General features: G+C 45.6%; 22 protein-coding genes. 9 read left to right on the top strand and 13 right to left on the bottom strand.

Annotated elements, in window-relative coordinates; all coding sequences use genetic code 11:
• Positions 1–31 precede the first annotated feature (31 nt).
• From HP567_RS04295 to glpT, 8 genes are all read right to left on the bottom strand, one after another.
• The gene (locus HP567_RS04295) at positions 32–328 is read right to left on the bottom strand and encodes a putative quinol monooxygenase (RefSeq protein WP_173612542.1); all 297 of its coding nucleotides are present in this window, start codon (positions 326–328) and stop codon (positions 32–34) included.
• A 31-nt stretch (positions 329–359) separates the two neighbouring features.
• Positions 360–998, bottom strand: a complete 639-nt coding sequence (locus HP567_RS04300; protein WP_173612541.1) for a nitroreductase family protein — start codon at positions 996–998, stop codon at positions 360–362.
• Positions 999–1,025: 27 nt separating this feature from the next.
• Entirely contained in the window at positions 1,026–1,445 is a 420-nt protein-coding gene (locus HP567_RS04305) for a MarR family winged helix-turn-helix transcriptional regulator (protein ID WP_007723602.1), read from the bottom strand.
• A 292-nt stretch (positions 1,446–1,737) separates the two neighbouring features.
• Positions 1,738–2,952 (bottom strand): Ger(x)C family spore germination protein, encoded by a 1,215-nt coding sequence (locus tag HP567_RS04310; protein WP_173612540.1) that lies wholly within the window; start codon positions 2,950–2,952, stop codon positions 1,738–1,740.
• The gene (locus HP567_RS04315; protein ID WP_173612539.1) at positions 2,930–4,039 is read right to left on the bottom strand and encodes a spore germination protein; all 1,110 of its coding nucleotides are present in this window, start codon (positions 4,037–4,039) and stop codon (positions 2,930–2,932) included. The genes HP567_RS04310 and HP567_RS04315 overlap by 23 nt, the downstream gene beginning before the upstream one ends.
• A 28-nt stretch (positions 4,040–4,067) precedes the next feature.
• Entirely contained in the window at positions 4,068–5,561 is a 1,494-nt protein-coding gene (locus HP567_RS04320) for a spore germination protein (protein WP_173612538.1), read from the bottom strand.
• A gap of 5 nt (positions 5,562–5,566) precedes the next feature.
• Positions 5,567–5,692: a hypothetical protein gene (locus HP567_RS29805; RefSeq protein ID WP_012684041.1), complete on the bottom strand. Its 126-nt coding sequence runs from the start codon at positions 5,690–5,692 to the stop codon at positions 5,567–5,569.
• A 201-nt stretch (positions 5,693–5,893) separates the two neighbouring features.
• Positions 5,894–7,258 carry a glycerol-3-phosphate transporter gene (glpT, locus tag HP567_RS04325; RefSeq protein ID WP_173612537.1) on the bottom strand — a complete coding sequence of 455 codons (1,365 nt, stop codon included), beginning with the start codon at positions 7,256–7,258 and terminating at the stop codon, positions 5,894–5,896.
• Positions 7,259–7,634: 376 nt separating this feature from the next.
• Between glpT and HP567_RS04330 the strand changes: the two genes are divergently transcribed.
• Positions 7,635–9,158, top strand: coding sequence for a chitinase (locus HP567_RS04330; protein WP_173612536.1), 1,524 nt, complete (start codon positions 7,635–7,637; stop codon positions 9,156–9,158).
• Positions 9,159–9,258: 100 nt separating this feature from the next.
• On the opposite strand, the gene HP567_RS04335 is transcribed toward HP567_RS04330, so the two are convergent.
• Complete coding sequence (locus HP567_RS04335) at positions 9,259–9,600, bottom strand: winged helix-turn-helix transcriptional regulator (protein ID WP_173612535.1); 342 nt, start codon at positions 9,598–9,600, stop codon at positions 9,259–9,261.
• A gap of 105 nt (positions 9,601–9,705) precedes the next feature.
• Here HP567_RS04335 and HP567_RS04340 point away from each other — a divergent pair, with 105 nt between their 5' ends.
• From HP567_RS04340 to HP567_RS04350, 3 genes are all read left to right on the top strand, one after another.
• Complete coding sequence (locus HP567_RS04340; protein WP_173612534.1) at positions 9,706–10,098, top strand: RidA family protein; 393 nt, start codon at positions 9,706–9,708, stop codon at positions 10,096–10,098.
• A 256-nt stretch (positions 10,099–10,354) separates the two neighbouring features.
• Positions 10,355–10,657, top strand: coding sequence for an ArsR/SmtB family transcription factor (locus HP567_RS04345; protein WP_064203332.1), 303 nt, complete (start codon positions 10,355–10,357; stop codon positions 10,655–10,657).
• Positions 10,658–10,752: 95 nt separating this feature from the next.
• Complete coding sequence (locus HP567_RS04350) at positions 10,753–11,958, top strand: MFS transporter (RefSeq protein ID WP_173612533.1); 1,206 nt, start codon at positions 10,753–10,755, stop codon at positions 11,956–11,958.
• A 132-nt stretch (positions 11,959–12,090) separates the two neighbouring features.
• Here the strand turns inward: HP567_RS04350 and HP567_RS04355 are convergent, their stop codons facing one another.
• Positions 12,091–13,152, bottom strand: a complete 1,062-nt coding sequence (locus HP567_RS04355) for an SDR family oxidoreductase (protein ID WP_173612532.1) — start codon at positions 13,150–13,152, stop codon at positions 12,091–12,093.
• A gap of 251 nt (positions 13,153–13,403) precedes the next feature.
• Entirely contained in the window at positions 13,404–14,189 is a 786-nt protein-coding gene (locus HP567_RS04360) for a hypothetical protein (protein ID WP_173612531.1), read from the bottom strand.
• A 303-nt stretch (positions 14,190–14,492) separates the two neighbouring features.
• On the opposite strand from HP567_RS04360, the gene HP567_RS04365 reads away from it, so the two are divergent.
• On the top strand, positions 14,493–16,469 hold the full coding sequence (locus HP567_RS04365) for a methyl-accepting chemotaxis protein (protein WP_173612530.1): 1,977 nt from the start codon (positions 14,493–14,495) through the stop codon (positions 16,467–16,469).
• Positions 16,470–16,536: 67 nt separating this feature from the next.
• On the opposite strand, the gene HP567_RS04370 is transcribed toward HP567_RS04365, so the two are convergent.
• A complete protein-coding gene (locus HP567_RS04370) occupies positions 16,537–17,118 on the bottom strand; it encodes a TetR/AcrR family transcriptional regulator (protein WP_173612529.1) in 582 nt (193 codons plus the stop codon).
• Between the two features lie 246 nt (positions 17,119–17,364).
• Between HP567_RS04370 and HP567_RS04375 the strand changes: the two genes are divergently transcribed.
• From HP567_RS04375 to HP567_RS04385, 3 genes are all read left to right on the top strand, one after another.
• Positions 17,365–18,603 (top strand): MFS transporter, encoded by a 1,239-nt coding sequence (locus tag HP567_RS04375; protein WP_173612528.1) that lies wholly within the window; start codon positions 17,365–17,367, stop codon positions 18,601–18,603.
• 98 nt (positions 18,604–18,701) lie between these two features.
• On the top strand, positions 18,702–19,772 hold the full coding sequence (locus HP567_RS04380; protein WP_173612527.1) for an LLM class flavin-dependent oxidoreductase: 1,071 nt from the start codon (positions 18,702–18,704) through the stop codon (positions 19,770–19,772).
• A gap of 13 nt (positions 19,773–19,785) precedes the next feature.
• Entirely contained in the window at positions 19,786–20,727 is a 942-nt protein-coding gene (locus tag HP567_RS04385; protein WP_173612526.1) for an alpha/beta hydrolase, read from the top strand.
• Positions 20,728–20,832: 105 nt separating this feature from the next.
• On the opposite strand, the gene HP567_RS04390 is transcribed toward HP567_RS04385, so the two are convergent.
• Positions 20,833–21,177 carry a carboxymuconolactone decarboxylase family protein gene (locus tag HP567_RS04390; RefSeq protein ID WP_012684054.1) on the bottom strand — a complete coding sequence of 115 codons (345 nt, stop codon included), beginning with the start codon at positions 21,175–21,177 and terminating at the stop codon, positions 20,833–20,835.
• A 384-nt stretch (positions 21,178–21,561) separates the two neighbouring features.
• Between HP567_RS04390 and HP567_RS04395 the strand changes: the two genes are divergently transcribed.
• Positions 21,562–22,941 (top strand): amino acid permease, encoded by a 1,380-nt coding sequence (locus HP567_RS04395; RefSeq protein WP_173612525.1) that lies wholly within the window; start codon positions 21,562–21,564, stop codon positions 22,939–22,941.
• The last annotated feature ends 18 nt before the right edge of the window (positions 22,942–22,959 follow it).

Consider the following 22,959-nt stretch of genomic DNA (forward strand, 5'->3'; position numbering starts at 1 on the left):
CCAACCTTGCTGTTTTTCCGTACATCACGAATTACAACTTCACAGGCTCTCCTGCGAATACTTCCAATTCCATAGCTGCTGCAAAAAAGGAGGGAGCTTGCTTCACAAAAGCCTGAAAATGATCGCTTGCATTGTGGGCCGCTACTGCGGCAGCGTCCTTCCACTTTTCTACCATGGTGTAGTGATATTCTTGCTCTGTGCTTTTCAGAAGGGTGTATCCGACATTCCCTTCTTCAGCTTGGCTTGCAGCAACCAGGGCTTTGGCCGCTTGAAGGAACGCTTCTTCCTGGGCGGGTATCACTTGCAGATGGGCATGTATAATAAGCATGGTTTTCTCCCTTTCTTCCAACGAATTTGAATTATTTCCAGGTTGTCACTGTCTCAACGGGGAGACGGTAAGAGGGGTATCCTTCCTTGGCTGCTTTCCCGATACTGATCAGCATGATCGGTTGGTAGCGATCCTTGTCCAAATCCAGCGCTTCAGCTATTTGATCCTTTTCATAGCCGCCGATCGGGTTCGTGTCATAGCCGAATGAACGGGCAACCAGCATCAATTGCATGGATACGAGACCAGCATCGATAAAATTGACATCGCGCAGGTCAGAAGCGGGTAGATTGGCGTAGTAAGGCTTTACGGCTTTCAGCTGCATGTCCTTCACTTCCTGCGGCATGTATCCGAGCTCGACAGCTTTTCCAAATATCTCATCCATATATTCCGCATTATTCATGTCGACGAAGACGGCAATGACGGCGGAAGAGGTGAGTACCTGCGTTTTGTTGAAGCGTGCCAGCTCTGCAAGCTTTTCTTTCCCTTCTTGACTTTCGATCACCACAAAGCGCCAAGGCTGCATGTTGACCGAAGATGGAGCGCGTGTGGCCCCCGCTAGAATTTCAATCATTTCCTCGCGGCTGATTTTTATTTCAGGATCATAAAGTTTGACAGAACGACGACCAAACGTAATTTCACGAAAATCATTTGTTCTTTGTACGGTGCTCATGTAAAAACAGACTCCCTTCTTGAACAATCAAATGTTGTTTTGCATCCGTTTGAGAAAATCAGTTAAGACCTGCGTCTCATCCTCGCTGAAGCCTTCCAGAATCTGCTGGATAAAATTTCGTTTCTCGCTTTTGTACCCTTCAATCCGATGATGTCCTTCTTCGGAGAGACGAACGAAGGTTTCGCGGTTATCATTTGGATTTTTGTGTCGGGTCACCATGCCATCCGCTTCCAGTTGCTTCAGGTGGCGTGTAATGGCAGCACTGTCGATATTAATGTGCTTTTGTAGCTGGGACTGATTGATTTCGTTGCATTCGCAAAGGATTTGCAAGATCGCGAGACGAGTAGAGCTGATTCCGGTACAGCGTTCGAACTTGGGACTTATTTTATTGGTTAATCCGATGAGCAGATTCAGTATTTGCTCTTCTTCAAATTCCTTGCGTGTCATGAAAAATGCCTCCCGGGGGCAATATGAATAGGAACTCAGTCATATATCCACAAGCATGACAACATACAGTCAGTGGAGCATGATAGCTTGATGATATTTGACGCATCAATAATTGATACGTCAAATAATATAACACCTTATTTCAGCGTTTGCAACATATGGTCTGCAAAAGTCGCTGGACGGTATGGTCATAGCAGAAGTTAAGTGATTCATACGAAGAGGGAATGGAGTAAGGGGAGAGGGGACATCTTACTCCAATCGCAATTAATAGATAACAGAACGAAAGGAAGCTTCACTTGCTAGGCCCTGATGCGCCGAAATCAGTAGTGGTAAGCTTTACGAAGTAAGTGATGGGTACAGTACTGAATGTTTGGTCCCAATCTTTTTTTACTTTCTCCCATGTTTTTGGATACTCGATTCGCAAACGTTCTCCGAATCCGGCAACATCCGCATGGAAATGGTTTTGCATTTTTGCTGTGACACTCTTGACCAGTTTCCGTACTTCCAATTCAGCCGCTTTTTCCACCCTTTTCAGGAATTCATTTTCAAAAGGATTTGCGTTCAACACCCAATTTTCAGACAAGCGTCCCTTCGAATTGATATGCACATCAAAGGAAATCTTGTTTCCGTCAACATGGGGAGTGATTTTGCTCTCCATGGTTTCGATCTCATAGATGATCAGTTGACCTGTCTCCTTGTCAAGGCTTCTCACTAGCCCTCCTTTACCTTTTCCGGTTATCCACGTTATGCCCTCCAAATCCATTTCGTTTAAAAATCCCGCCCATTTTTTTGTCTTTCCATTGATCACGGCTGCCCCCTCAAACTTCACTTCCTTGTTAGAAGCGGCAACATTTTGCAAGAGAAAGCTTGATTCGGAATTCAACTTGGCCGTTAATTTGGCGAGTGACACAGGAGGTAAAATTTTGGCTGTTCGGTTTCGGTTATCTACGATTCCAAGCAAATTCAGTGCTGGCAATTCTCCCGGTTTTTTGGTTTCCAAGACATCGCGGGCATTCCCGTTACTAACCAATACCAAGCAGCTTGGACGTATTTCATTATCTCGCAGAAATAGATCCAGCAAAGATTCCAAACGATGTGTGTGTAACAGAGCCTCGCTAATCACAATGACTTTTAAGTGCGGGCTGAACAAGGGGGTATCATGACTCAATGAAAATTCACGGATGATTGGAAGGATAGATTCACCAGTTTGGGACGCATTCAAATATGCTTTTTGTTGTGGTCCTGCCGAACTGCTTTCTTTGCTTGTTGCTTTTGGGTTAATAAATTGATAGGTCATGGTGATTGTGTCAACGTGAGGAGGGCTCTTTCCCTGCTTTTCCAGCTTTTTTTCAACATTTGATTTGTTGCTGGCATCCAATGCCAAACCGATGCCCATACCCATCTTGTCGATATCGTTGCTGCTCCAGCATCCAGTCAGTAAGAAGAGCAGGAAAACAGATAACGATGTCAAGAGGAGGAGCCACTCACGATGATGACTTTGCTTCATGCTTACCCACCTTCCAGCCAGAAATAATAAGAAGGAGAAGGGGCATTACACCAAATAATAAAAAGGCTGCATCGCCCACAAAATCGCCAAGTGCAAATACACTATTGATTTCTTTTGGAGTCATCGTAATGATGTAGATAACAGGCAGCAATCCGAATAGAAACGGCTCCATATTTTTCTTGAAGAGCTGGGCGAGGCCTAGAGCGGCTGAGTAGTAAGCCAACGTGAAAGTAGAAAAGATTTGCATAATCCATAATACGAGCAGCAACGATTCAAACCGTTCAAAGAGTAAACCGGTAATTTCAAAGCTTCGTATGAGATCAATGGTCGGCCATGTCCTTGTGACGACTCCATCGATTGAAAACGCCCCAATGACCATCACGACTGTCATCAGGTAAAAGATCAACGAGGCGCTAATTCCCACCACAACGGCTTTCACGCCTTTATTTGGCTGTCTCATGTATACCACCAGAATCATCATTATTTCAAAACCGGTATAGGCGAGCGCAGTTGGTTTAATCCCATCGAACACCGGTTTCCACCCCAGCCCCAATACGGGACGAAGATGATCGATTTCAAAAATTTTTATGCTCATCAAGGAAACCACCAAAAAAAAGAGGACAGTAATTGGCAAGATAATCTCAAGCATACGGGCGAGACAATTGATGCCACCTATGACAAGATAAAGAGCAACCCACAAAAATACCATAACAATGGCCCACATTGGGGTTTTCTCCAGCAAGTAAAAGGTTGTTACTTCAGCCATAGATCGGACTTGAAGAGATGAGGTCAAACAAAAATAACAGATGATCAGAAGGCTGAGCATCCTTCCAACCCATTCCCCTGCAATTTCCTGGCTGTATTCAAAAAACGTTTTCTCAGGGAACCGCTGGCTTAATTTTACAATGATTATCCCAGCGAGCATCGCGAGTAAACCGCCAATGAGGACACTTATCCAAACATCCGGTGTCTTTGCTTTTTCCACTGAGATTCTAGGCAGGGTAAGGATTCCCGCTCCCAGTATAAAGTTGATGATGATCACTGCTGTTTGGGAGGTGGTGATCCGATCATTTCGGGTGGGTAACATTTTGGGCTTCACCTACTATACTGAGTGGCTATCCTTTGCGAGTCGGCTCTTTCGTATGCAGCATTTTTGGACGGCGTTTCATCATCATGAGTGGCATGCGCACCATGAAATCTTTCCAATCCCTTAATCGATAGGGGACAGCAGGAGTAACATAAGGTACACCAAAACTTTTTAGTTTTACCAAATGGCTCGTAAGCAAGAGAAAAAACAAAATCACCCCGTACAATCCAAACATGGCTGCGGAGAACATGACCAAAAACCGAATGAGACGTAAGGAAATACCCAGGTTGTATGACGGAATGGCAAAGGAGGAAATAGCAGTGACAGCTACGACGATTACCATAATTGGGCTGACAATACCTGCTTGTACTGCAGCTTGACCAATAATCAGCCCACCGACAATCCCGATGGCAGGGCCGATTGGTTTCGGCAATCGAAGACCGGCTTCTCTCATAATCTCGATAGAAACTTCCATGATCAGTGCCTCCAACAAAGCGGGAAATGGAACTCCTTGTCGAGTGCTGATGATGGAAATAGCTAATTCGGTAGGAATCAGCCCTTGGTGAAAAGAGATAAAGGAAATATAGAGGGCCGGTATAAGCAAGGAAGAAAAGGCAGTGAAAAAGCGCAATAAGCGAATGAATGTGCTTGGAATCCATCGCTCATAATAGTCTTCAGGCGATTGCAGGAGCATGCTGAACGTCACCGGAACGATTAAGGCAAAAGGAGTACCATCCAGCAAGATGGCCACTCGTCCTTCCAGTAATGCACTGATGACGCGGTCAGGCCGTTCTGTGCTCTGCGCCTGCGGGAATGGGCTGAGATAATTATCTTCAATAAGTTGCTCCACATAGCCGGATTCCGGCACATGGTCAATTTTAATTTTCGTAATTCGATTTTTTACTTCTTCAACCAACGCGGGATTCGCAATCTCTTTCATATAGGCGATGATCAGCTCTTTTTTTGCACGCTCTCCCACCTGAAATTTTAGGAAGAGAAGATCTCCATTTTCACCGTGTCTGCGCAAGAGGGCGGTATTTTCGCTTAACGTTTCCGTGAAGCCTACTCTAGGGCCTCTAACCAAAGATTCTGAGACAGGTTCATCTATATTTCTTGTTTTTACTTTTACGGTATTAAGAAGGAGAGCATTTGCGGACCCTTCTATCAATAATGCCGTGTAGCCAGTCAATACTTTTGCCCTCAGATCGTATACATCCCGGCATTCCAGTATTTCATGGATGGAAAGCACATGATTGATGAAAAACTCTTTGGATACAGAAACGTCCCCGGAAGAATTCTCCTGTACCATCACTGCCACAGAATCATTCATGAGCGTTTTCAGAATAGTATTATCGATGAGATCGTGATCGGATAACCCATCTACAAAAATAATGGAAGCACGAATGGCAGTCTGTCCGAAAGAAAATTCGCGGATATGCACATCTGCGTTTTGGTCGATTTCCTGGCGGATAAGATTCAAATTCGATAGGTAATCGTCTGTAAATGGAGTGATACTTTCCATCTATATCACTCTTCCTCCGTTGTACGAATCCAATGAAATAATCTTGAAATCGCATAAGGAACAAGAAAAACGACTGCGGCTTGAATAAAAACTGGCCAGGCAGGAAGGTTTGAAACAATTGTTTTCCACATGGTTTTCCTCCTTTGCAGCTTCATTACAGTCCTAAAAAGAAACTTGTCCTATTTTGTTCTAGCATGACAATTCTTATTCCAGTCAGCTGGAAAATGTGGTATTCAATGTTCAGGTTAGGGCGTACTCTGGATCGGGGGATCGGTTTTGATAAAAAAAGAAGGATAAAAATCACAACGATTTTCATCCTTCTTTTTGCTATTTTAATGATTTTTAACGACTTCCTGCCCCCGTACATTCCACGTAAGGGCAAAAACAAGAGCAGCCAATGCGCACGAAACTGTCAGCAACATAAATCCTGCATCCCAGCCGGAGGCATCAACGATAACCCCCATCAATGCATTCGCTGTGACTGTACCGCCCAGGTAACCAAACAGACCCGTCAGCCCTGCAGCGGTTCCGGCAGCCTTTTTCGGTACAAAATCAAGGGCTTGCAAACCAATCAGCATGACTGGACCGTAAATCAGGAAACCGATAGCGATCAGGCAAATCATATCGACAACGGAATTTCCAGGTGGGTTGAACCAGTAGACCAGAACAGCGATCAATACACCGAGCATAAAAACAAACCCTGCGGGTCCACGGCGGCCCTTGAACAATTTATCGGACAGCCAGCCGCACAGGAGCGTTCCCGGAATACCGGCCCATTCGTACAGGAAGTAGGCAACGCTCGACTTGCTCATATCAAAGCCTTTTTCTTCACTCAAATAGGTCGGCGCCCAGTCCAGAACGCCGTAACGGACGAAGTAGACGAAGATGTTGGCAATCGCGATTGCCCAAACCCATTTGTTGTTCAACACATATTTGAAAAGGATTTCTTTTGTGGAGAATTCTGTTTCAAACGTTTTCTTCTCTTTGTTTGGATAGTCATTGCGATATTCTTCGATAGGCGGCAGACCGACAGACTGTGGAGTATCGCGAATTAAGAAATACGTAATGAATGCAAAGACAATGGCAACCAGAGCAGGCAGGGTAAACACGCCTTCATATCCGGAGGCGGTATTACCCGTAAGTCCGGTAAACATTGCTGCACCTGCAACAGCGAGGGGGGCCATCAAGCCTCCGCCAACGTTATGGGCTACATTCCAAATGGCTGTTTTGTTTCCTCTTTCACTTACACTAAACCAGTGTACGAGGACACGTCCGGATGGAGGCCAGCCCATTCCCTGGAACCAACCGTTCAGGAATAACATCACAAACATGATCGTGACGGATGAGGTGAAGTAAGGAACAACGCCCATCAATAAACTGATAAGTGCAGAAAGAATTAAACCGGCAGGCAAAAACATTCGCGGGTTGCTTCGGTCTGAAAAAATGGCCATTACAAACTTGCTGATCCCGTAGGAAATCGAAATGGCGGATAACGCAAAGCCGAGCTCGGTTTTTGTAAATCCATCTTCAATCAAATACGGCATGGCGAGCGAAAAGTTTTTGCGGATGAGATAGTACGCCGCATAACCAATGAAGATTCCGAGAAACACCTGAAGTCTGAGCTTTTTATACTCAGAATCAATTTGTTCGTCAGGCAATCTGTCAATAGGCGGTGCAGGCTTAAACAGTTTGAGCATCTTATTCCTCCCCCTAGGTGATTTCTAACAAAGACGGAGATGCACGTAAAAAAACCCATACTTTAATGGCGCTTTCAAAAATGAAAGTGCCAAAAAGTATGAGTCTCCGAATCTCCATCATAGTTAACTTGTCGTAAGTGTATTCTATTATTCTGTGAAAACGTTGTCAATGCCGAGCCCGTGGAACAGGCTTAAAAATTCTGGAGCAGAAGAAAATTATCCGCAAAAACGCGGTTGGCACCTCTTCGAAAAGCCTCGATAGAGGTTTTCTTATTGTATGTTAATCAAAAAAATACATTTTTTCCAAATATAAGTATATCTTTATGTTAGCTCATCTGTATGAGGGGGCGAGTAAAAATGAAGGAGGCTTTGTTTGATGTATTTTTTGATGAGAAAAACAGGAGTTTTGGTAGTACTATCGCTTATCTTAATTTTTTCTCTATTCCCGCAGTCTTCTCACGCTATGACACCGTGGACTCCCAACACTGTATACAAGGTAGGAGACATGGTTACGTATCAAGGGCAAGATTACAAATGTACATTTGCTCATACATCGCTTGTCGGGTGGGAACCGCCCAACGTACCGACACTGTGGCAACTGCAAGGTCCCTCTGCTCCCGATACCATTCCACCTACGTCTCCTACAAATCTTGGTGAAGTAGGGAAGTCGAGTAGCTCGGTCAGCTTATCTTGGTCAGCTTCTACGGATGACAGAGCTGTTCAGGAGTATCTCGTCTACAACGGAGATTCACTCGCTGGTACATCGAGTACCACATCCTATACCGTGACTGGGCTTCTGGCAAATACGACATATACATTTACGATCCAGGCAAAAGATGCCGCAGGCAATGTATCCCCACCAAGCGCCTCGATAACGGTAACCACTTTATCTAAATCCCCAACTGAACCGGCGTCCAAACGAGTTTTGATCGGCTACTGGCATAATTTTGACAATGGTTCTACAGTACTCAAGCTAAGAGATGTTTCGGATAAATACGATGTCATCAATGTTGCATTCGCTGAACCAGTCGGTGGGAATCATGCGACAATGGGATTCGTGCCGTTCAATGCATCCGTTGAGGAATTTAAGTCGGATATCGCCTTGTTAAAATCAAAGGGGAAGAAGGTCCTCATCTCGATTGGCGGAGCGAATGGTACAGTAGAGCTGACGACGGAAGCTGCCAAACAAAATTTTATTACCTCGATGACCTCGATCATTCAAACGTATGGATTTGATGGTATGGATATTGATCTGGAAGGAAGCTCCTTGTCGCTAAATGCGGGGGACACTGATTTTAAAAATCCGACAACGCCCAAAATTATAAATTTGATCTCAGCGACTCAAACGATCACGAATACATTTGGCCCATCTTTTATTCTGACAATGGCGCCAGAAACGGCTTATGTCCAAGGAGGCTACACTTCCTATGGTGGGCCGTGGGGCGCTTATCTGCCTGTGATTCATGCCCTTCGTGATCGAATGAATTATATACACGTCCAACACTATAATTCTGGAGCGCTGGAAGCATTGGATGGTCGTACGTATCAACAAGGAACGGCTGATTTCCAAGTAGCGATGGCAGAAATGCTATTGAAAGGATTCCCGATCGGGCGTAATCCTAACAACATGTTTCCAGCCTTGAGGGAGAACCAAGTCGCTATCGGGCTGCCTTCTGCTCCAAGTGCTGCCGGGGGAGGATATACGTCTCCTGCCGATATCCAGAAAGCCCTTCAATATTTGGTAAAGGGCACGTCTTTTGGAGGAACCTACAAACTCCAAAATCCAGCTGGTTATCCGCAGTTCCAAGGAGTTATGACCTGGTCTATCAACTGGGATGCCAGAAATAACTATTCGTTTGCCAATCATGTTCGCACTTCGCTTGATGCACTGAACCAGTAATGGCTGAACCTTTAAAAAACCCATCCGTGAAAGCGGGTGGGTTTTGGGTGTAAAATAACTCTCTCATTCTGGGGGAGAGATCAGAAAACCTAGATTTCATTTAACGGCTTTGGTATTTCACTCCCCACTCACATAATTGTTCCAAAACAGGTAATAGAGTTTCCGCTTTATGTGTGAGACTGTACTCGACTTTAGGAGGAACTTGAGGGTACTCTTTCCGTGTCACCATACCATCTGCTTCCAATTCCTTTAGTTGGGAACTCAATGTTTTATAAGTAATAGCCCCTATCTGTCTTTTCAAATCATTAAAGCGAACCGGCTGGTTTTCTGCCAGGAGGTATATAATAACCATTTTCCATTTACCACCTATGACTGACAAGGTATAACCAAACGGTGTATCTTGAATATTCTTAACCTTACCTTTATATTCAGCCATGCTCATTTTTTACACTATCCTTTCTGGTAGTAGCTATCAATAATGTGCGTACTGTTTTTTTATTTGATTTACTTTTATTCTAATCTTACTTTGAGTAAAGGAGAGAATAAAATGGCTCATGTTAAAACCTACAATCACGGTGTTGCTTGGGAAGAAGGTTTCGGCGTCACACAAGGTTATAGCGTCAATGGTACGATCTACATTTCGGGGCAATTTTCCCATGATATGCAGGGCGCGTTTGTTGGCGAGGGTGATATCGAGGCACAGACCCGACAGACGCTGGATAATCTCGATCGCGTGCTGGCGGGATTTGGTGTCACGAGGTCGAACATCGCTGAGATAGAGGTCTTTCTGACAAATCCGCAAGAGCATTTCGAGAAGTGCGTCAGTATGTACAAAGAGTATGTCGGTGACCATCGTCCGGCTGCTACTCTCATCGGCGTGTCGGGTCTTGCGTTTCCTCAACAACTGATTGAAATCCGCGCCGTCGCACATACCAACTAACTAGGCTGCCGTGGTCAGGCGCAGCAGGTGGGGGGGCTGAACCGCTTGCAAACGGAAGCTAGTTATGTCAAAGACGTGTGGTCTTGGTTTTAAAAGACCAAGGTATGTATTTTCACAATCACCTTTGATGATCAAGGGAAATTTGCAAAACCAAAACCCTGTAACGGAATTAATCTGCTGTTACAGGGTTAGGCAATGTCTTCTCATTCGTATCACAATTATTGACACATCGACAATTCTCGATATAATAATGCGTATGGATCCAATTGAAATTTTTAAAGCGCTGTCCAACGAGTCTAGACTCCAAATTTTGCATTGGTTAAAAGAGCCTGAAAAACATTTTATACCCCATGAAGGAGTTGATATGAGAAAGATCGGGGTATGCGTCAGTCAAATAACTGAGAAATTGAATATGACCCAATCAACCGCGTCCCAATATTTGTCCATTCTCCAACGCGCTGGGCTGATCAAGACGGAGCGTATTGGAAAATATACGTACTATACCAGGGACGAAGAAAAAATACGTGAAATAGGCGCTTTTTTTAGCAGTCAAATATGAACGAATATAACTGAATGCTTCATGGAGTATTCAGTTATATTTTGAGTTTCATATCGACATATCTTAATATGTTTAAATTTTAAGGGGTGCAATTCATGTCGAATACATGGAAGGTTTACTTTTTGTCATTGGTCAGTTTTCTGGTGGGTACTTCAGAGTATGTAATCTCTGGCATCCTGGATAAAATCTCGGATACTATGGGCATCTCCATTACAGCGGCAGGACAGCTGGTTACTATATTTTCATTTGTGTATGCCATTTTAACTCCTGTGATGATGGCCATAACGGCGAAAATGGATAGGAAGAGGCTTCTTGTTAGTGCGCTAGGAATTTTCGTAGTTGCCAATATACTTTCGTTCGCTCTTCAGGGATTTGAATTCTTTATTATGGCGCGTGTGATCATGGCTGTAGGTGCTGGGATGGTGGTTGTGACTGCTTTAGATATTGCGGCCAAGATCTCTCCTGAAGGCAAGCAGGCGAGTTCAATCGCAACTGTCATTATGGGATTTACAGCATCTTTAATTATCGGAGTTCCCCTTGGACGAATAGCGGCAGCTGCATTTGGTTGGCAATCTGTATTCGGGTTTATTGCAATTGCAGGTCTTTTGGCGATGTTTGTCCTGTCCCGCACAATCCCACGAGTAAAAGGAGATGAACCCGTACCTCTTTCGAAGCAATTAGCACTGTTGAAAAACCCGAAAGTTGGGCTTGGTTTATCGGTTACGTTCTTTTGGCTGGGTGGATACTCCATTGCCTATACTTATATATCTCCTTATCTTCTTGAAGCAGCTGGTATAAGTGAAAATTTGTTGAGTAGCGCTTTATTGGCGTTCGGTTTAGCTAGTCTGGTCGGTTCCAAATTCGGTGGTTACAGTACGGACAAATGGGGAGTATCTTCTACATTACTTGGTGGAATGGTTCTGCACGTTGCAGCTCTCATTTTGCTCTCGATTACCGTCTCTATCTCACATGAACCGTTTACGGTGATCGCGATATTGGTATTATGGTCCTTCGCCGCTTGGTCTTCCGGGCCAACGCAACAGTATAATTTGGTTCGGATTGCACCGAATAATTCTGGGGTAATGCTTGGTCTTAACCAATCCATGATGCAGCTCGCGATGGCGGCAGGGGCTGGAATTGGCGGCATCGCTGTTGATCAAGTATCCTTATCGTCAATTACTTGGTTTGGTATGATTGGCGTGTTGATCGCTATCGTTGCTGCACTGATTTTACATGTGATAGTAAAAGAAAAAGTTAGACATAAACCAGGCACATACGAAACACAGTCCAGCAACCGCTGAACGCCAGTCCTAGAGACACAGGCTCGAGGAACGTATGCGTCGGTGACGCGATGTTAACAGAAGGCCATCCTTTCAGGGTGGCCAGTTGTTTTGAGGAACCAAATCATCCGGTGCGGTTTTCATCTTAACTGACTAACTAAGCACAGCCTGCTTCTGAAACTCACTCATGATCCCAATCAGCATCTCTTTATCCATCTGCAATTCGTCTTGCCCCACTTTTTTCAGCAGTTTCTTGGTGTTGTCATTCGGGAAAGTGATACTCCGCTTCCAATACGAATGGAACAAGCTCATAGAAGCATTAAAGGCATTCTCTTCTTCGGTTAGCAGCTCGTCTGTTTCAAATGGAACAGGTACTAAGTTCGGAAAGTTCAAGACTTCTTTGATGCAATCGACTACTAATTGTTGGGTAGGTGGAACAGGGTTGGTAGCATGATAGATTTCCTTATGCTCGCCATGAGTGAGCGCAGCGAGCAAGACAGAAGAGACATAATCAACCGGAACGAGGTTCGAATTCACGTCGACATCCACCAAGATTCGGTACTTCTGATTTTCCCAGCCTTCTGTGCGGGACGCTCTTCTTTTCAATACGCGAAGGCCTTTTAATAATCCATACAAGCCAAAATTGGTATCAGCCTCGCCCGTTTTGGAATCGCCGATAATGATCGACGGTCTGACAATGATGGTCTCCATTTTGTCGCTATAGGAAAAGACGAGATGCTCTGCCAAGCATTTTGTCTCTTCATAGTTGTTCACGTAGGAGCGTTCCGGGCTGTACAGCGCTTCTTTTCCTTCTGTTTCGGTGCCGATGGTATAAGCCGTACTTACATAGATAAAGCGGGGGGAGCGAATGGCTTCTGCGAATTGTAACGTATTTTTTGTTCCCACTACATTTACCTCGTACGTCTGCGGTTTCTGAGCGGGATCAAAGGAAAGGTATGCGGCAATATGGTACATCGCCTCTATTTTTTGATTGAGCAGTCCCAGATCATTTTCAGAGACGCCCAAGCCTTTTTTCGAAACATCACCGAGTAAAATATGTACCCTTGCCTGGTGTTCTTCGGCAAAGCTCTGCAACAAATCGCTTGCTTTTTTTTCATTACGAGCGAGTAAGTAAAGGGAATGGCCTTCGTTTAATAGATCTTGGGATAGTTTTTTTCCGAGAAAACCTGTTGCTCCGGTTACAAGGATATTCATATGGTTAACCAGCTCCGTATGTTTGTTAGGGGGAGTTACTGACATATCAACAATTCATTATATGATGAAAAATACAGCTGTGACGAGTGCGGATGAAACGGTATCGTGAACAACGGCGCCTTTTAAACAACTGTTTAACAGTCACTTTGATAGCTATTTGCCCTGCTTTCCCGGTATTTTCCTCTGGAAACAAACTGAAAAAACCTCCTGAGCTACTACTGTGTAGCGGCAGGAGGTTTCTTGCTTACAAGCTATGCAATCCAATCGATGGTAGTTCCAGATGCATGTTGGTTTTCCATTCGCTGTTGCAGGTAAGGGTTTTTCTTTTGCTCATCTAATTGCTTGTCATTAGATGAACGCTCTGTTTGATTAGCCTCTTGAGAATTCTCAAGCTTTTTGTCGATCTCGTCAGCCATCTTCAGCAGCTTGCCGTCCAAGCCTTCTGCTTTCCGCTTTAGTTCTTCGGACTTCGTAAAATCTCCGTCCTTTGACGCGGGCTCCCACGCTTTAGCTTCTAATTCCAAGGTAATCTGAGCGCGTTTTACACTGTGTATATTCTTGAGGTCGTGGGTGGCCGTTAAAACAGCATGGAGGGTAGGGGGGGATTGAAGTGATGATTCTTCTTGGTCGGGGGCGATATCCGAAGATTTCTGTTCCTGGCTCTCTTCATCCGTGCCTCTTGCCTTGCGTTGTTCTTCCAACTGAATTCGTTTCATCTGCGTCTCGATTTCCTCGATCTGTTTGTCCATCTCATCCAGTCGTTCTTTCATGACTTTCGGGTCTGTCAGTTTTTCAACCGCATCCGCATAATAGTTGTTCCGTCTCTCCAGCATGGCTTGCTTTTGTTCCATGAGGCTTTGCAGCATCTTATTGGGTGCGTTTTTTCCATTGCTTAGCTGTAGGCCTTGCTGGCTAATCGTTACATGATCCTGCTTTTTGTTGCTGTCATGCTCCAGGGCTTTCGTCTGTAGGTGAATTCCTGGGCTTCTATACTGGACGGACGAGCTTATGGCATATCTAGGTGTAACAGACAACATGAATGATGATACCTCCTTTCATAAATCGAATCGTCAACCAAAACGGCAGCCAATCCAGAGTGCGGATTACTGATTTTTGGTTATTATTTGTATCGGAAAGAATTTTTCCAAATTTTACTTATCCAATGCCGTGAAGTTTCAAATAGATACTAACAGGGGAAATATACTTTGCAGAAATGTTCACGTGGAAAAGTGGGCATAGGTATAAGTCTGACCTGATAGGAACGCGCCTTCTGACGACCGGTGGGGCGTTGTTTGCGTTGCAACTCGTTATTCTACTTCACTAGAGAGGAGTCATCACAGATGATAAAGAAAATGATTACTGGTTATAAAGCATCGCTATCAAAGCAGATCCTGTTTTTACTCGTCCTGCTTATTGTTGTTCCCTCTGTCGTTTTGAGCCTCACCTTAACACAACTGGCGCGCAACCAGTTAGAGCACGAATTGCTGTCTCAAGTCGAATCGGTTACTACGATGATTACACAAGTACTCAATAACTCGTACGAGGATTATTCTGCTACGATCGATAGCTTTGCGGATGTTCAAGTTCCGCCGGGGCAAAGTGCGGATACGTATATCTATGATCGCATCCGCAACATTGAGAAAGACATTGACAATGTTTTGGCTGCGTTTATGTACTACGACAAACGATATTACAACTCGGCGAAAAAGGAAATTGATCCGACTACCCGTGAATGGTACAAGGAAGCAATGCAGCATAAAGGGCAGGTCGTTGTGACGCCACCTTATATCGACGCGATAAGCGGAAGCTACGTGATTACGTTTGCCAAGACGCTCCCCGATGGGAAAGGAGTAGCAGGAATCGACGTTTCTATCGATCACTTAAACGAGCTGGTAAAGACGTACAAGATCGGAGAAAAGGGATATGTCAGCTTGTTCGATCAGAACAATGTGACAATGTCGCATCCGCGATTCCCGCAGGGCAAGCCGCTTGAAGACGAGCGCTTCCAGGTGATGCGTAATCAGGCGCAGGGTTCTTTCGAAATGGAGGATAACGAGCTTCGTGAATATTACCATTTCAACAAGGAAAATTCACTCGGATTGAACGTTGTCTCCGTGATAGATTGGAATGAAATCAATCAAAAAACGGGGCCACTGATGCGGACCTCATTCTTGTTCATCGTACTGTTGCTTGCCCTCATTGCCCTGTTTGTTTGGATATTCATGAAACGCACAGTGCGACCAATTCTGCAATTGAAGCAACTGACTGACTCAATCGCGCAGGGCGATTTGACGGTCCGGTCCATCCAGAGTGGAAGAACGGATGAGATTGGGCAGCTGCAATCCAACTTTAATACGATGTCGCAATCGTTGTCAGATGTCTTGCGTCAAATTACCGATCATTCCGAGCAAATCTCAGCTTCCTCCCAGCATCTGTCTGCGAATTCGGAGGAGAACGTGCAAACGATTGAACAAGTCGCTGCCTCTATGCAAGAAATAGCGTCTATGTCTTCCGATATGAATCAGAGTATAGATACCGTGAAGCAATCGGCAACGCAAGCGCAACAGGAGCTGGATGATGCCATCCGCATCTTGCGTGAGAGCACGGAAATGTCGCAGCTCATTACAGGTCTGGCTAATACCGGAGAGGAGTCTCTTGGAGCCGCAAGACAACAGGTGAATATGATCGTGGAACATTCTGCCCGTTCTAAGCAGGAGATGGAGGAATTAAAACAGGTTGCTGAAGAAATTAGCGGGGTGACGAATTTCATCCAGGATATCGCCTCTCAGACGAATTTGCTTGCGTTGAATGCTGCTATTGAAGCGGCGCGCGCCGGGCAAGAAGGTCGCGGGTTCGCTGTCGTCGCTGATGAGGTACGCAAGCTGGCTGATCAGACAGGGTCTGCTGCTGAAAAGATCGACAGTCTGATCGGTGAGGTTCAGAATCGCGTGCTTCACATGGTTAGACGCACGGAGGAAGGTGTAGATTCTGCTACAGCGGGAAGCGATTTGACACAATCGGTTGAGCAGCGCTTTACGGAGATGTATGAGGCCATTAACCGCATTGACGCGCATCTCGCGCAAGTGGCCCGCGTTAGCGAACGGTTGATGCAATCAAATACAGCGATGCTGGTAGCCTTTGGTGAATCGAGCTCTATGAGCCAAGCTACAGCACAAGAGGTCGACCAAGTCGCCGCAGCCAGTGAAGAACAGAATGCTTCGATGGAGGAAGTGGCGGCATCGGCAACGCATCTTGCCAACATTGCGGAAGAGTTGCAGTCATTGGTGCAGCGTTTTAAATTGGAGCGTACACAGTAGTTGTAGTGATAGAGAGAAAGAAGACCAACAGATGTTGGTCTTTTTTTGTCCAAGTTGATCCGAGTAGTTATCTAAGTAACGTCAGCGTAACTTCTATCGAATTATCAACAAATGATCGATTTGGACGAGATTTCAAGATGACGGTCAGTCCAATTAACGATACGATAAGCGCTTGTGCAGTAGCTTTAGCGTCTATACCCGAATCGAGTTCACCTGATTGGATACCTCGCTCAATCGTTTCTTGAAAGATGACAGAGAGGTACATTTGGTGTTCCCTTGTCAAAATCTCAAATTTCTCATCATGAGGGGCTAGCTCGACCATGGTATTAATGCAAAAGCATCCTCGGCTGAGACCTTCCGTATATTCCTCGTCGGCTACCTCCCTAAAAAAGTGGCGAAATGCCTCTTTTACAGATGGTTGGTTTTGAAGCTTCGTTCGTATCTCCGAAGCACGAGACATCGTGTATTTGCGTAGTGCGGCTTCGAACAATTCTTTTTTGTCCCCAAAGGTTGAGTAAATACTGGGACGCTGGATGCCCATTCGGGAAGTTAAATCACTTAATGAGGTAGCTTCATACCCCTTCTCCCAAAAAAGCTGCATAGCTGCATCTAGTACTTTTTCTTCGTCAAATTCGCGTGTTCTTGCCATAAAGAGTACCTCTCATTACTCATGTATTCAAATCTATTAATCGGCCAATATTTTGTACTGAATGGTATTTTATATTTTATTGGTTTTCATCTGTCTTGTCAATTTTAGGCTGGTTTATTCATAACTAAAAAGAATGATGTTGACAGAAAAAGAAATAGTGGGATATATTTACTGGGCATCATAACGTACTGATCGGTATGTTATGATGCTCGGAACGAAAAATGAAAGGAGGTAAGGTGAAGTCAGATGGAGGAAGCTGTTGAAAAAGTAGCGGCTAAAGCCGATAGGAAGGCGGATTCAGTGCAAGGCTCTCCCATGCCTCGCTATGTAACACTATTGTTTGCGGTTGCTTGCGGGATGTCAGTTGCGAATATCTACTTTGCGCAGCCGCTACTTGATCATTTGTCGAGGGAGTTCGGAATTAACTATTCCCTCATTGGGATTCTGATCACCCTTACTCAAATCTTTTATGCAGTAGGACTGTTGTTGCTTGTGCCGCTTGGCGATTTATTGAACCAGCGCCGCTTGATTATTGGTCAGATGTTTTTATCTGTGGTAGCGCTGGTTGTCGTAGGGACTGCTTCCACCAGCACGGTACTATTCGCAGGTATCGCTGCAGTCGGATTGCTTGCCGTTGTGACGCAGACAATTGTTGCTTTTGCGGCGACCATGGCTGCTCCTGCTGAGCGAGGACGAGTGGTTGGAGTCGTTACAAGTGGAATCGTCATTGGCATACTTCTAGCGCGAACCATTGCGGGAGTTTTAACAGATCTTGCGGGGTGGCGTTCCGTATATCTGGTCTCTGCTGCCTTTCTATTGTTACTGGTTTGCGTATTATTTCGGGTATTGCCAAATAGGGTACGAGAGGTAAAGCCGCTATCCTATCTCCAGTTACTTGGATCGGTACTGATGTTGTTTGTGCAAGAACGGTTATTACGTATTCGCTCTGTTCTGGCTATGCTGATCTTTGCTGCCTTTAGCATTTTGTGGACGCCATTGGTACTGCCTCTGAGTGCGCCGCCACTATCTCTGTCGCACACGGCGATTGGGGAGTTTGGTCTCGCAGGGGTTGCCGGAGCGTTAGCCGCAGCGAGGGCAGGGAAGCTTGCAGATCGGGGTTATGGACAGAGAACGACGGGTTTTGCCTTGAGTCTATTGCTACTATCGTGGCTGCTCATCAGCTATACAGAACAGTCGCTATTTGCCTTGGTGATCGGTATAGTTTTGCTTGATTTGGCGGTACAGGCCGTGCATGTTACGAATCAAAGCATGATCTTCACCTTGGGTGCAGAAGCGCGGAGTCGGCTCACGGCGGGCTATATGGTTTTCTACTCGATCGGCTCATCTGCTGGATCCATTGCCTCGACCTATACATATGCGCATTTTGGCTGGGAGGGAGTATGCTTGCTCGGAGCCTCTGTCAGTGCGTTGGCTCTGGTGTATTGGGCAGTGACGAGACGCGTTTCGGCTATCCCAGGGAAATAGAGTTACTGAAATAGTTCGAAATGGAGATATTTCAAATGAAACTATTCTAGTTCCAGAGCTGTTGACTGATACAAGTTTTGCAAAAGGAGAGATGGCCTGTGGAGATTGGGATTACTTCGTTTGTGGAAACGACACCGGATGTTCAGACAGGTGAGGTGATGAGCCACGCACAGCGATTGCGTGAAGTGGTCGAGGAAATCGTCCTCGCTGATCAGGTTGGGCTTGATGTATTTGGCATAGGTGAACATCATCGCAAGGATTATGCTGCTTCTTCTCCAGCTATGGTGCTGGCTGCGGCTGCGCCACTGACAAAAAGGATTCGGCTGACCAGTGCAGTGACAGTGCTTTCTTCGGCTGATCCAGTGCGTGTTTTTCAAGATTTTGCTACACTCGATGGCATTTCGAATGGACGGGCAGAGATTATGGCGGGACGCGGTTCCTTTATCGAGTCTTTTCCCCTGTTCGGCTATGACTTGAATGACTATGATGAGCTGTTTGAAGAACATTTGGAACTGCTCCTGAAAATACAGGCGTCCGAAAAAGTAACCTGGCGGGGCGGTCATCGGCCAGCTATTCAGAATTTGGGCGTTTATCCACGGCCTGTTCAGAACCCTTTACCCATATGGATTGGGAGCGGGGGCAATCAGGAATCGGTTGTTCGTGCGGGTCTGCTGGGATTGCCGCTGATGCTGGCGATCATTGGTGGGAGTCCGCGGCAGTTTGCGCCACTTGTGCAGCTTTACAAAAAGGTGGCCATGCACGCGGGTCATGACGTATCGCGATTAACGGTTGGGTCCCATTCACTGGGATTTGTTGCAGAAGATACGGAACTGGCGGCAGATACATTCTTTCCTTCTACCCAGGCAGGAATGAATAAAATCGGAAGGGAGCGGGGCTGGGCGCATTATAACCGTGCTACCTTCGATGCCGCACGCAGCTTGGAGGGGGCATTGTATGTGGGTGATCCGGAGACGGTGGCCCAAAAGATCATCCACCTTCGCAAACAGGTAGGCATAACGCGCTTTATGATGTATGTACCGATATCCACGATGCCGCATGATCAGGTAATGAGAGCCATTGAGCTGCTGGGAACAGAGGTAGCGCCTCGGGTGCGAGAGGAAATAACCAAGTGGGAAGCAGAGACAGAGCAAGAATCAACATTGGCTTAATGGAGGGATTCACGTGGACTTTCATCGTCGAGTACTGCCGGAATTAAGGCAAACATTAGCACAATTCCCTGGTTTTCAACTGGAAGAAAATTTGGAGTCGAGCAGGGCTATGCTGAAAAATCCGCCTATTGTGAAGTCGGAGCATGTACGTACCACAAGTCGAATGATTCCAGGCGCAGCAGGAGAGATGCTGGCGAAAATATACGAGCCCGTCAAGCGAACAGGCGGTAAGCTTCCGGCTATGCTGTGGATTCATGGAGGAGGCTATGTGTTGGGGCACCCTGATATGGACGACGCTTTATGCGAACGCTTCGTACAAGCGGCTAATTGTGTCGTCGTATCGGTCGATTATCGTCTGGCTCCCGAGCACCCTTATCCAGCTGCCATCCATGACTGTTACGCCGGTTTAACGTGGATGACAGACGAAGCTGAGTCACTCGGCATCGATGTGGATCGGGTTGCGATTGCTGGTGCAAGCGGGGGAGGGGGGCTGACCGCAGCCCTTGCTTTAATGGCTCGCGACAAAGGCGGACCGGCGCTTATCTTCCAAATGCCGTTGTATCCAATGATCGATAACCGTAATCGTACAGCGTCCAGCTATGAAATCGAGGCGGAGAATGCAACCTGGAACCGGATGAACAATTTGGCTGCGTGGAGCATGTACCTGGGCGAAGATGCCGACGACAGTCAGGTATCCGCATATGCGGTGCCGTCGAGAGCAGACAGCTTGGAGGGGCTGCCGCCAACTTATACGTGCGTAGGACAGCTCGATCTGTTCCGAGATGAGACGATCGAATATGTGACGCGCCTTGCACAAGCGGGGGTAGACGTAGAATTTCATCTATATCCCGGATGCTACCACTGCTTTGAAGTGTTTGTCCCCGAAGCGGAAGTGAGCAAGCGTGCCAGCCAAAGCTATGTGGATGCGATGGCAAGAGCGCTTAATCCGAAATAGTCGAGGAGGCAAAAAGCACAACAACCGCTCGAGGGAGGTCTCGGCGATTGTTGTGCTTTTGTATGCTCTTGTAAACGCAATGGCACAGGAATTTTCGGCATCTTCTCATTGAATCGTTCCCTGTTTTTCCTCCATCACATCATTGATTAATATGACGCCATGCGAAAGGGTAGTTCCGCCGCCGAATGCTCCGGCTACTGCTACTGTTTCAGCAATTTCTTTTTGGGAAACTCCGTCGTTGAGAGCTGCTTCCAAATGATAGACAATGCAGTGCTCATTTCCGGAGTAAAGGGAGATAGCCAGTGCCTGCAAGTGCTTATGCTTGGATGACAATTCACCGGACGAAAAGCATTGGCTGGTGAATTCATTATATGCTCGCAAGGCCTCTGGCATCAGCTGTCCAAAAGCTTGCAGTCCTTCTCGATACTGTTCGGCCAAATAGTGCTCCATGGTTCCATTTCCTCCTATTTTGAAATCGCTGATAGTATTTCTTAGCTGGGAAATTTTCATACTGCTTATCCTTATATAAGTAGAATCACATTTAGAATTAATTGATTTGTCATGTATTTTTCTTCTGGTTGAATGCAATCATCTTTGATCATCAAGTATTTTCCTTGTAAATATAATTGTAGATATTATAAAAACATATTAAAATATATGAAGTAGTCTACCAATATAGTGTAAGACGAGAGAGGTGAATAATCTTACTAACTAGTAGGAATGCTTGATAAGAAGTGAAGGGATATCTAAGGGGCAGTTTTTCAATCAATAAAACGAGAATGACTAGAAGCTATCCGAAATACCGCCAACAGCAGAGAGGAAGAGGAAGCTTACGTGGGAAACAAGGAACTGAAGAGAGGTCTGGAAGCCCGTCATATTCAGATGATTGCTTTGGGCGGTACGATTGGTGTTGGGCTATTTATGGGGTCTGCCAGCACGATCAAATGGACGGGACCATCCGTCATGCTAGCTTATGCAATTGTAGGAATTTTTATTTTTTTCATCATGCGTGCAATGGGTGAAATGTTGTATTTGGAACCGAGTACTGGTTCATTCGCGACCTTTGGGCATAAGTATATCCATCCGTTAGCAGGTTATATGACGGCTTGGAGTAACTGGTTCCAGTGGGTCGTTGTCGGGATGGCGGAGATCATTGCCGTCGGGACGTATATGAAGTACTGGTTCCCAGATTTGCCGGCTTGGATACCTGGTATTATTGCCATGGTGATACTCGGTATAGCGAACCTGGTTTCTGTGAAGTCATTTGGTGAATTTGAGTTTTGGTTCGCTATGATCAAAATTGTAACGATCGTTTTGATGATTATTGCAGGGTTTGGATTGATTTTCTTTGGCATTGGAAATGATGGAATCGCAATCGGATTATCGAATCTGTGGGAAAATGGCGGATTCTTTACAGGTGGTTGGACAGGCTTTTTCTTTGCCCTTTCCTTGGTGATCGGGGCGTATCAAGGTGTCGAGCTCATCGGGATTACAGCAGGGGAAGCAAAAGACCCGAAAAAGACATTAAGAAGCGCGATCCAAAATATCATTTGGCGCATTTTGATTTTCTATATTGGTGCGATCTTTGTTATTGTAACCGTTTACCCTTGGGATCAATTGCAGGCAATCGGCAGTCCGTTCGTTGCTACTTTTGCGAAAATCGGCATTACCGCAGCGGCAGGTCTCATTAACTTTGTCGTGATCACTGCTGCCATGTCTGGCTGTAATAGCGGGATTTATAGTGCAGGGCGTATGCTGTATACCTTAGGGGTAAATGGCCAAGCCCCGAAAGTATTTACAAAGCTGTCTTCGAATGGTGTACCGTTGTTAGGTACGATTGGTGTTCTGATCGGTCTGGGCATTGGCGTTATCTTAAGCTATATCGCCCCAGAAAATCTCTTTGTTTATGTGTACAGTGCGAGTGTTCTGCCGGGTATGGTTCCGTGGTTTGTCATTTTGATCAGTCAAATCAGATTCCGAAAAGCAAAGGGTGCTGAAATGGACAAGCATCCATTCAAAATGCCCTTTGCCCCAGTGACCAACTATTTGACCATTGCTTTTCTCATCATGGTACTTATCGGTATGTGGATCAATGATGAGACACGCGTCTCCCTGATTGCCGGAATTGTCTTCTTGGCGATTGTGGTTATTAGCTTCTTTACACTCGGAATTAACAAGGCCGTACCACTGGATGAGCAATCAAACAAGAAATAACATAAGGGACCAACATTT

Origin of the sequence: Brevibacillus sp. M2.1A, from assembly GCF_013284355.2 — a bacterium.
Taxonomy (GTDB): Bacteria; Bacillota; Bacilli; order Brevibacillales; family Brevibacillaceae; genus Brevibacillus.

Bases quoted from the DNA above. Each gene is read 5' to 3' on its own strand.
- HP567_RS04350 (WP_173612533.1), top strand. From the start codon at position 10,753: ATGTCGAATACATGGAAGGTTTACTTTTTGTCATTGGTCAGTTTTCTG.
- HP567_RS29805 (WP_012684041.1), bottom strand. From the start codon at position 5,692: ATGTGGAAAACAATTGTTTCAAACCTTCCTGCCTGGCCAGTTTTTATT.
- HP567_RS04320 (WP_173612538.1), bottom strand. From the start codon at position 5,561: ATGGAAAGTATCACTCCATTTACAGACGATTACCTATCGAATTTGAAT.
- HP567_RS04370 (WP_173612529.1), bottom strand. From the start codon at position 17,118: ATGGCAAGAACACGCGAATTTGACGAAGAAAAAGTACTAGATGCAGCT.
- HP567_RS04390 (WP_012684054.1), bottom strand. From the start codon at position 21,177: ATGGAGCACTATTTGGCCGAACAGTATCGAGAAGGACTGCAAGCTTTT.
- HP567_RS04335 (WP_173612535.1), bottom strand. From the start codon at position 9,600: ATGAGCATGGCTGAATATAAAGGTAAGGTTAAGAATATTCAAGATACA.
- HP567_RS04360 (WP_173612531.1), bottom strand. From the start codon at position 14,189: ATGTTGTCTGTTACACCTAGATATGCCATAAGCTCGTCCGTCCAGTAT.
- glpT (WP_173612537.1), bottom strand. From the start codon at position 7,258: ATGCTCAAACTGTTTAAGCCTGCACCGCCTATTGACAGATTGCCTGAC.
- HP567_RS04365 (WP_173612530.1), top strand. From the start codon at position 14,493: ATGATAAAGAAAATGATTACTGGTTATAAAGCATCGCTATCAAAGCAG.
- HP567_RS04355 (WP_173612532.1), bottom strand. From the start codon at position 13,152: ATGAATATCCTTGTAACCGGAGCAACAGGTTTTCTCGGAAAAAAACTA.
- HP567_RS04315 (WP_173612539.1), bottom strand. From the start codon at position 4,039: ATGTTACCCACCCGAAATGATCGGATCACCACCTCCCAAACAGCAGTG.
- HP567_RS04300 (WP_173612541.1), bottom strand. From the start codon at position 998: ATGAGCACCGTACAAAGAACAAATGATTTTCGTGAAATTACGTTTGGT.
- HP567_RS04305 (WP_007723602.1), bottom strand. From the start codon at position 1,445: ATGACACGCAAGGAATTTGAAGAAGAGCAAATACTGAATCTGCTCATC.
- HP567_RS04295 (WP_173612542.1), bottom strand. From the start codon at position 328: ATGCTTATTATACATGCCCATCTGCAAGTGATACCCGCCCAGGAAGAA.
- HP567_RS04340 (WP_173612534.1), top strand. From the start codon at position 9,706: ATGGCTCATGTTAAAACCTACAATCACGGTGTTGCTTGGGAAGAAGGT.
- HP567_RS04310 (WP_173612540.1), bottom strand. From the start codon at position 2,952: ATGAAGCAAAGTCATCATCGTGAGTGGCTCCTCCTCTTGACATCGTTA.
- HP567_RS04375 (WP_173612528.1), top strand. From the start codon at position 17,365: ATGGAGGAAGCTGTTGAAAAAGTAGCGGCTAAAGCCGATAGGAAGGCG.
- HP567_RS04330 (WP_173612536.1), top strand. From the start codon at position 7,635: ATGTATTTTTTGATGAGAAAAACAGGAGTTTTGGTAGTACTATCGCTT.
- HP567_RS04345 (WP_064203332.1), top strand. From the start codon at position 10,355: ATGGATCCAATTGAAATTTTTAAAGCGCTGTCCAACGAGTCTAGACTC.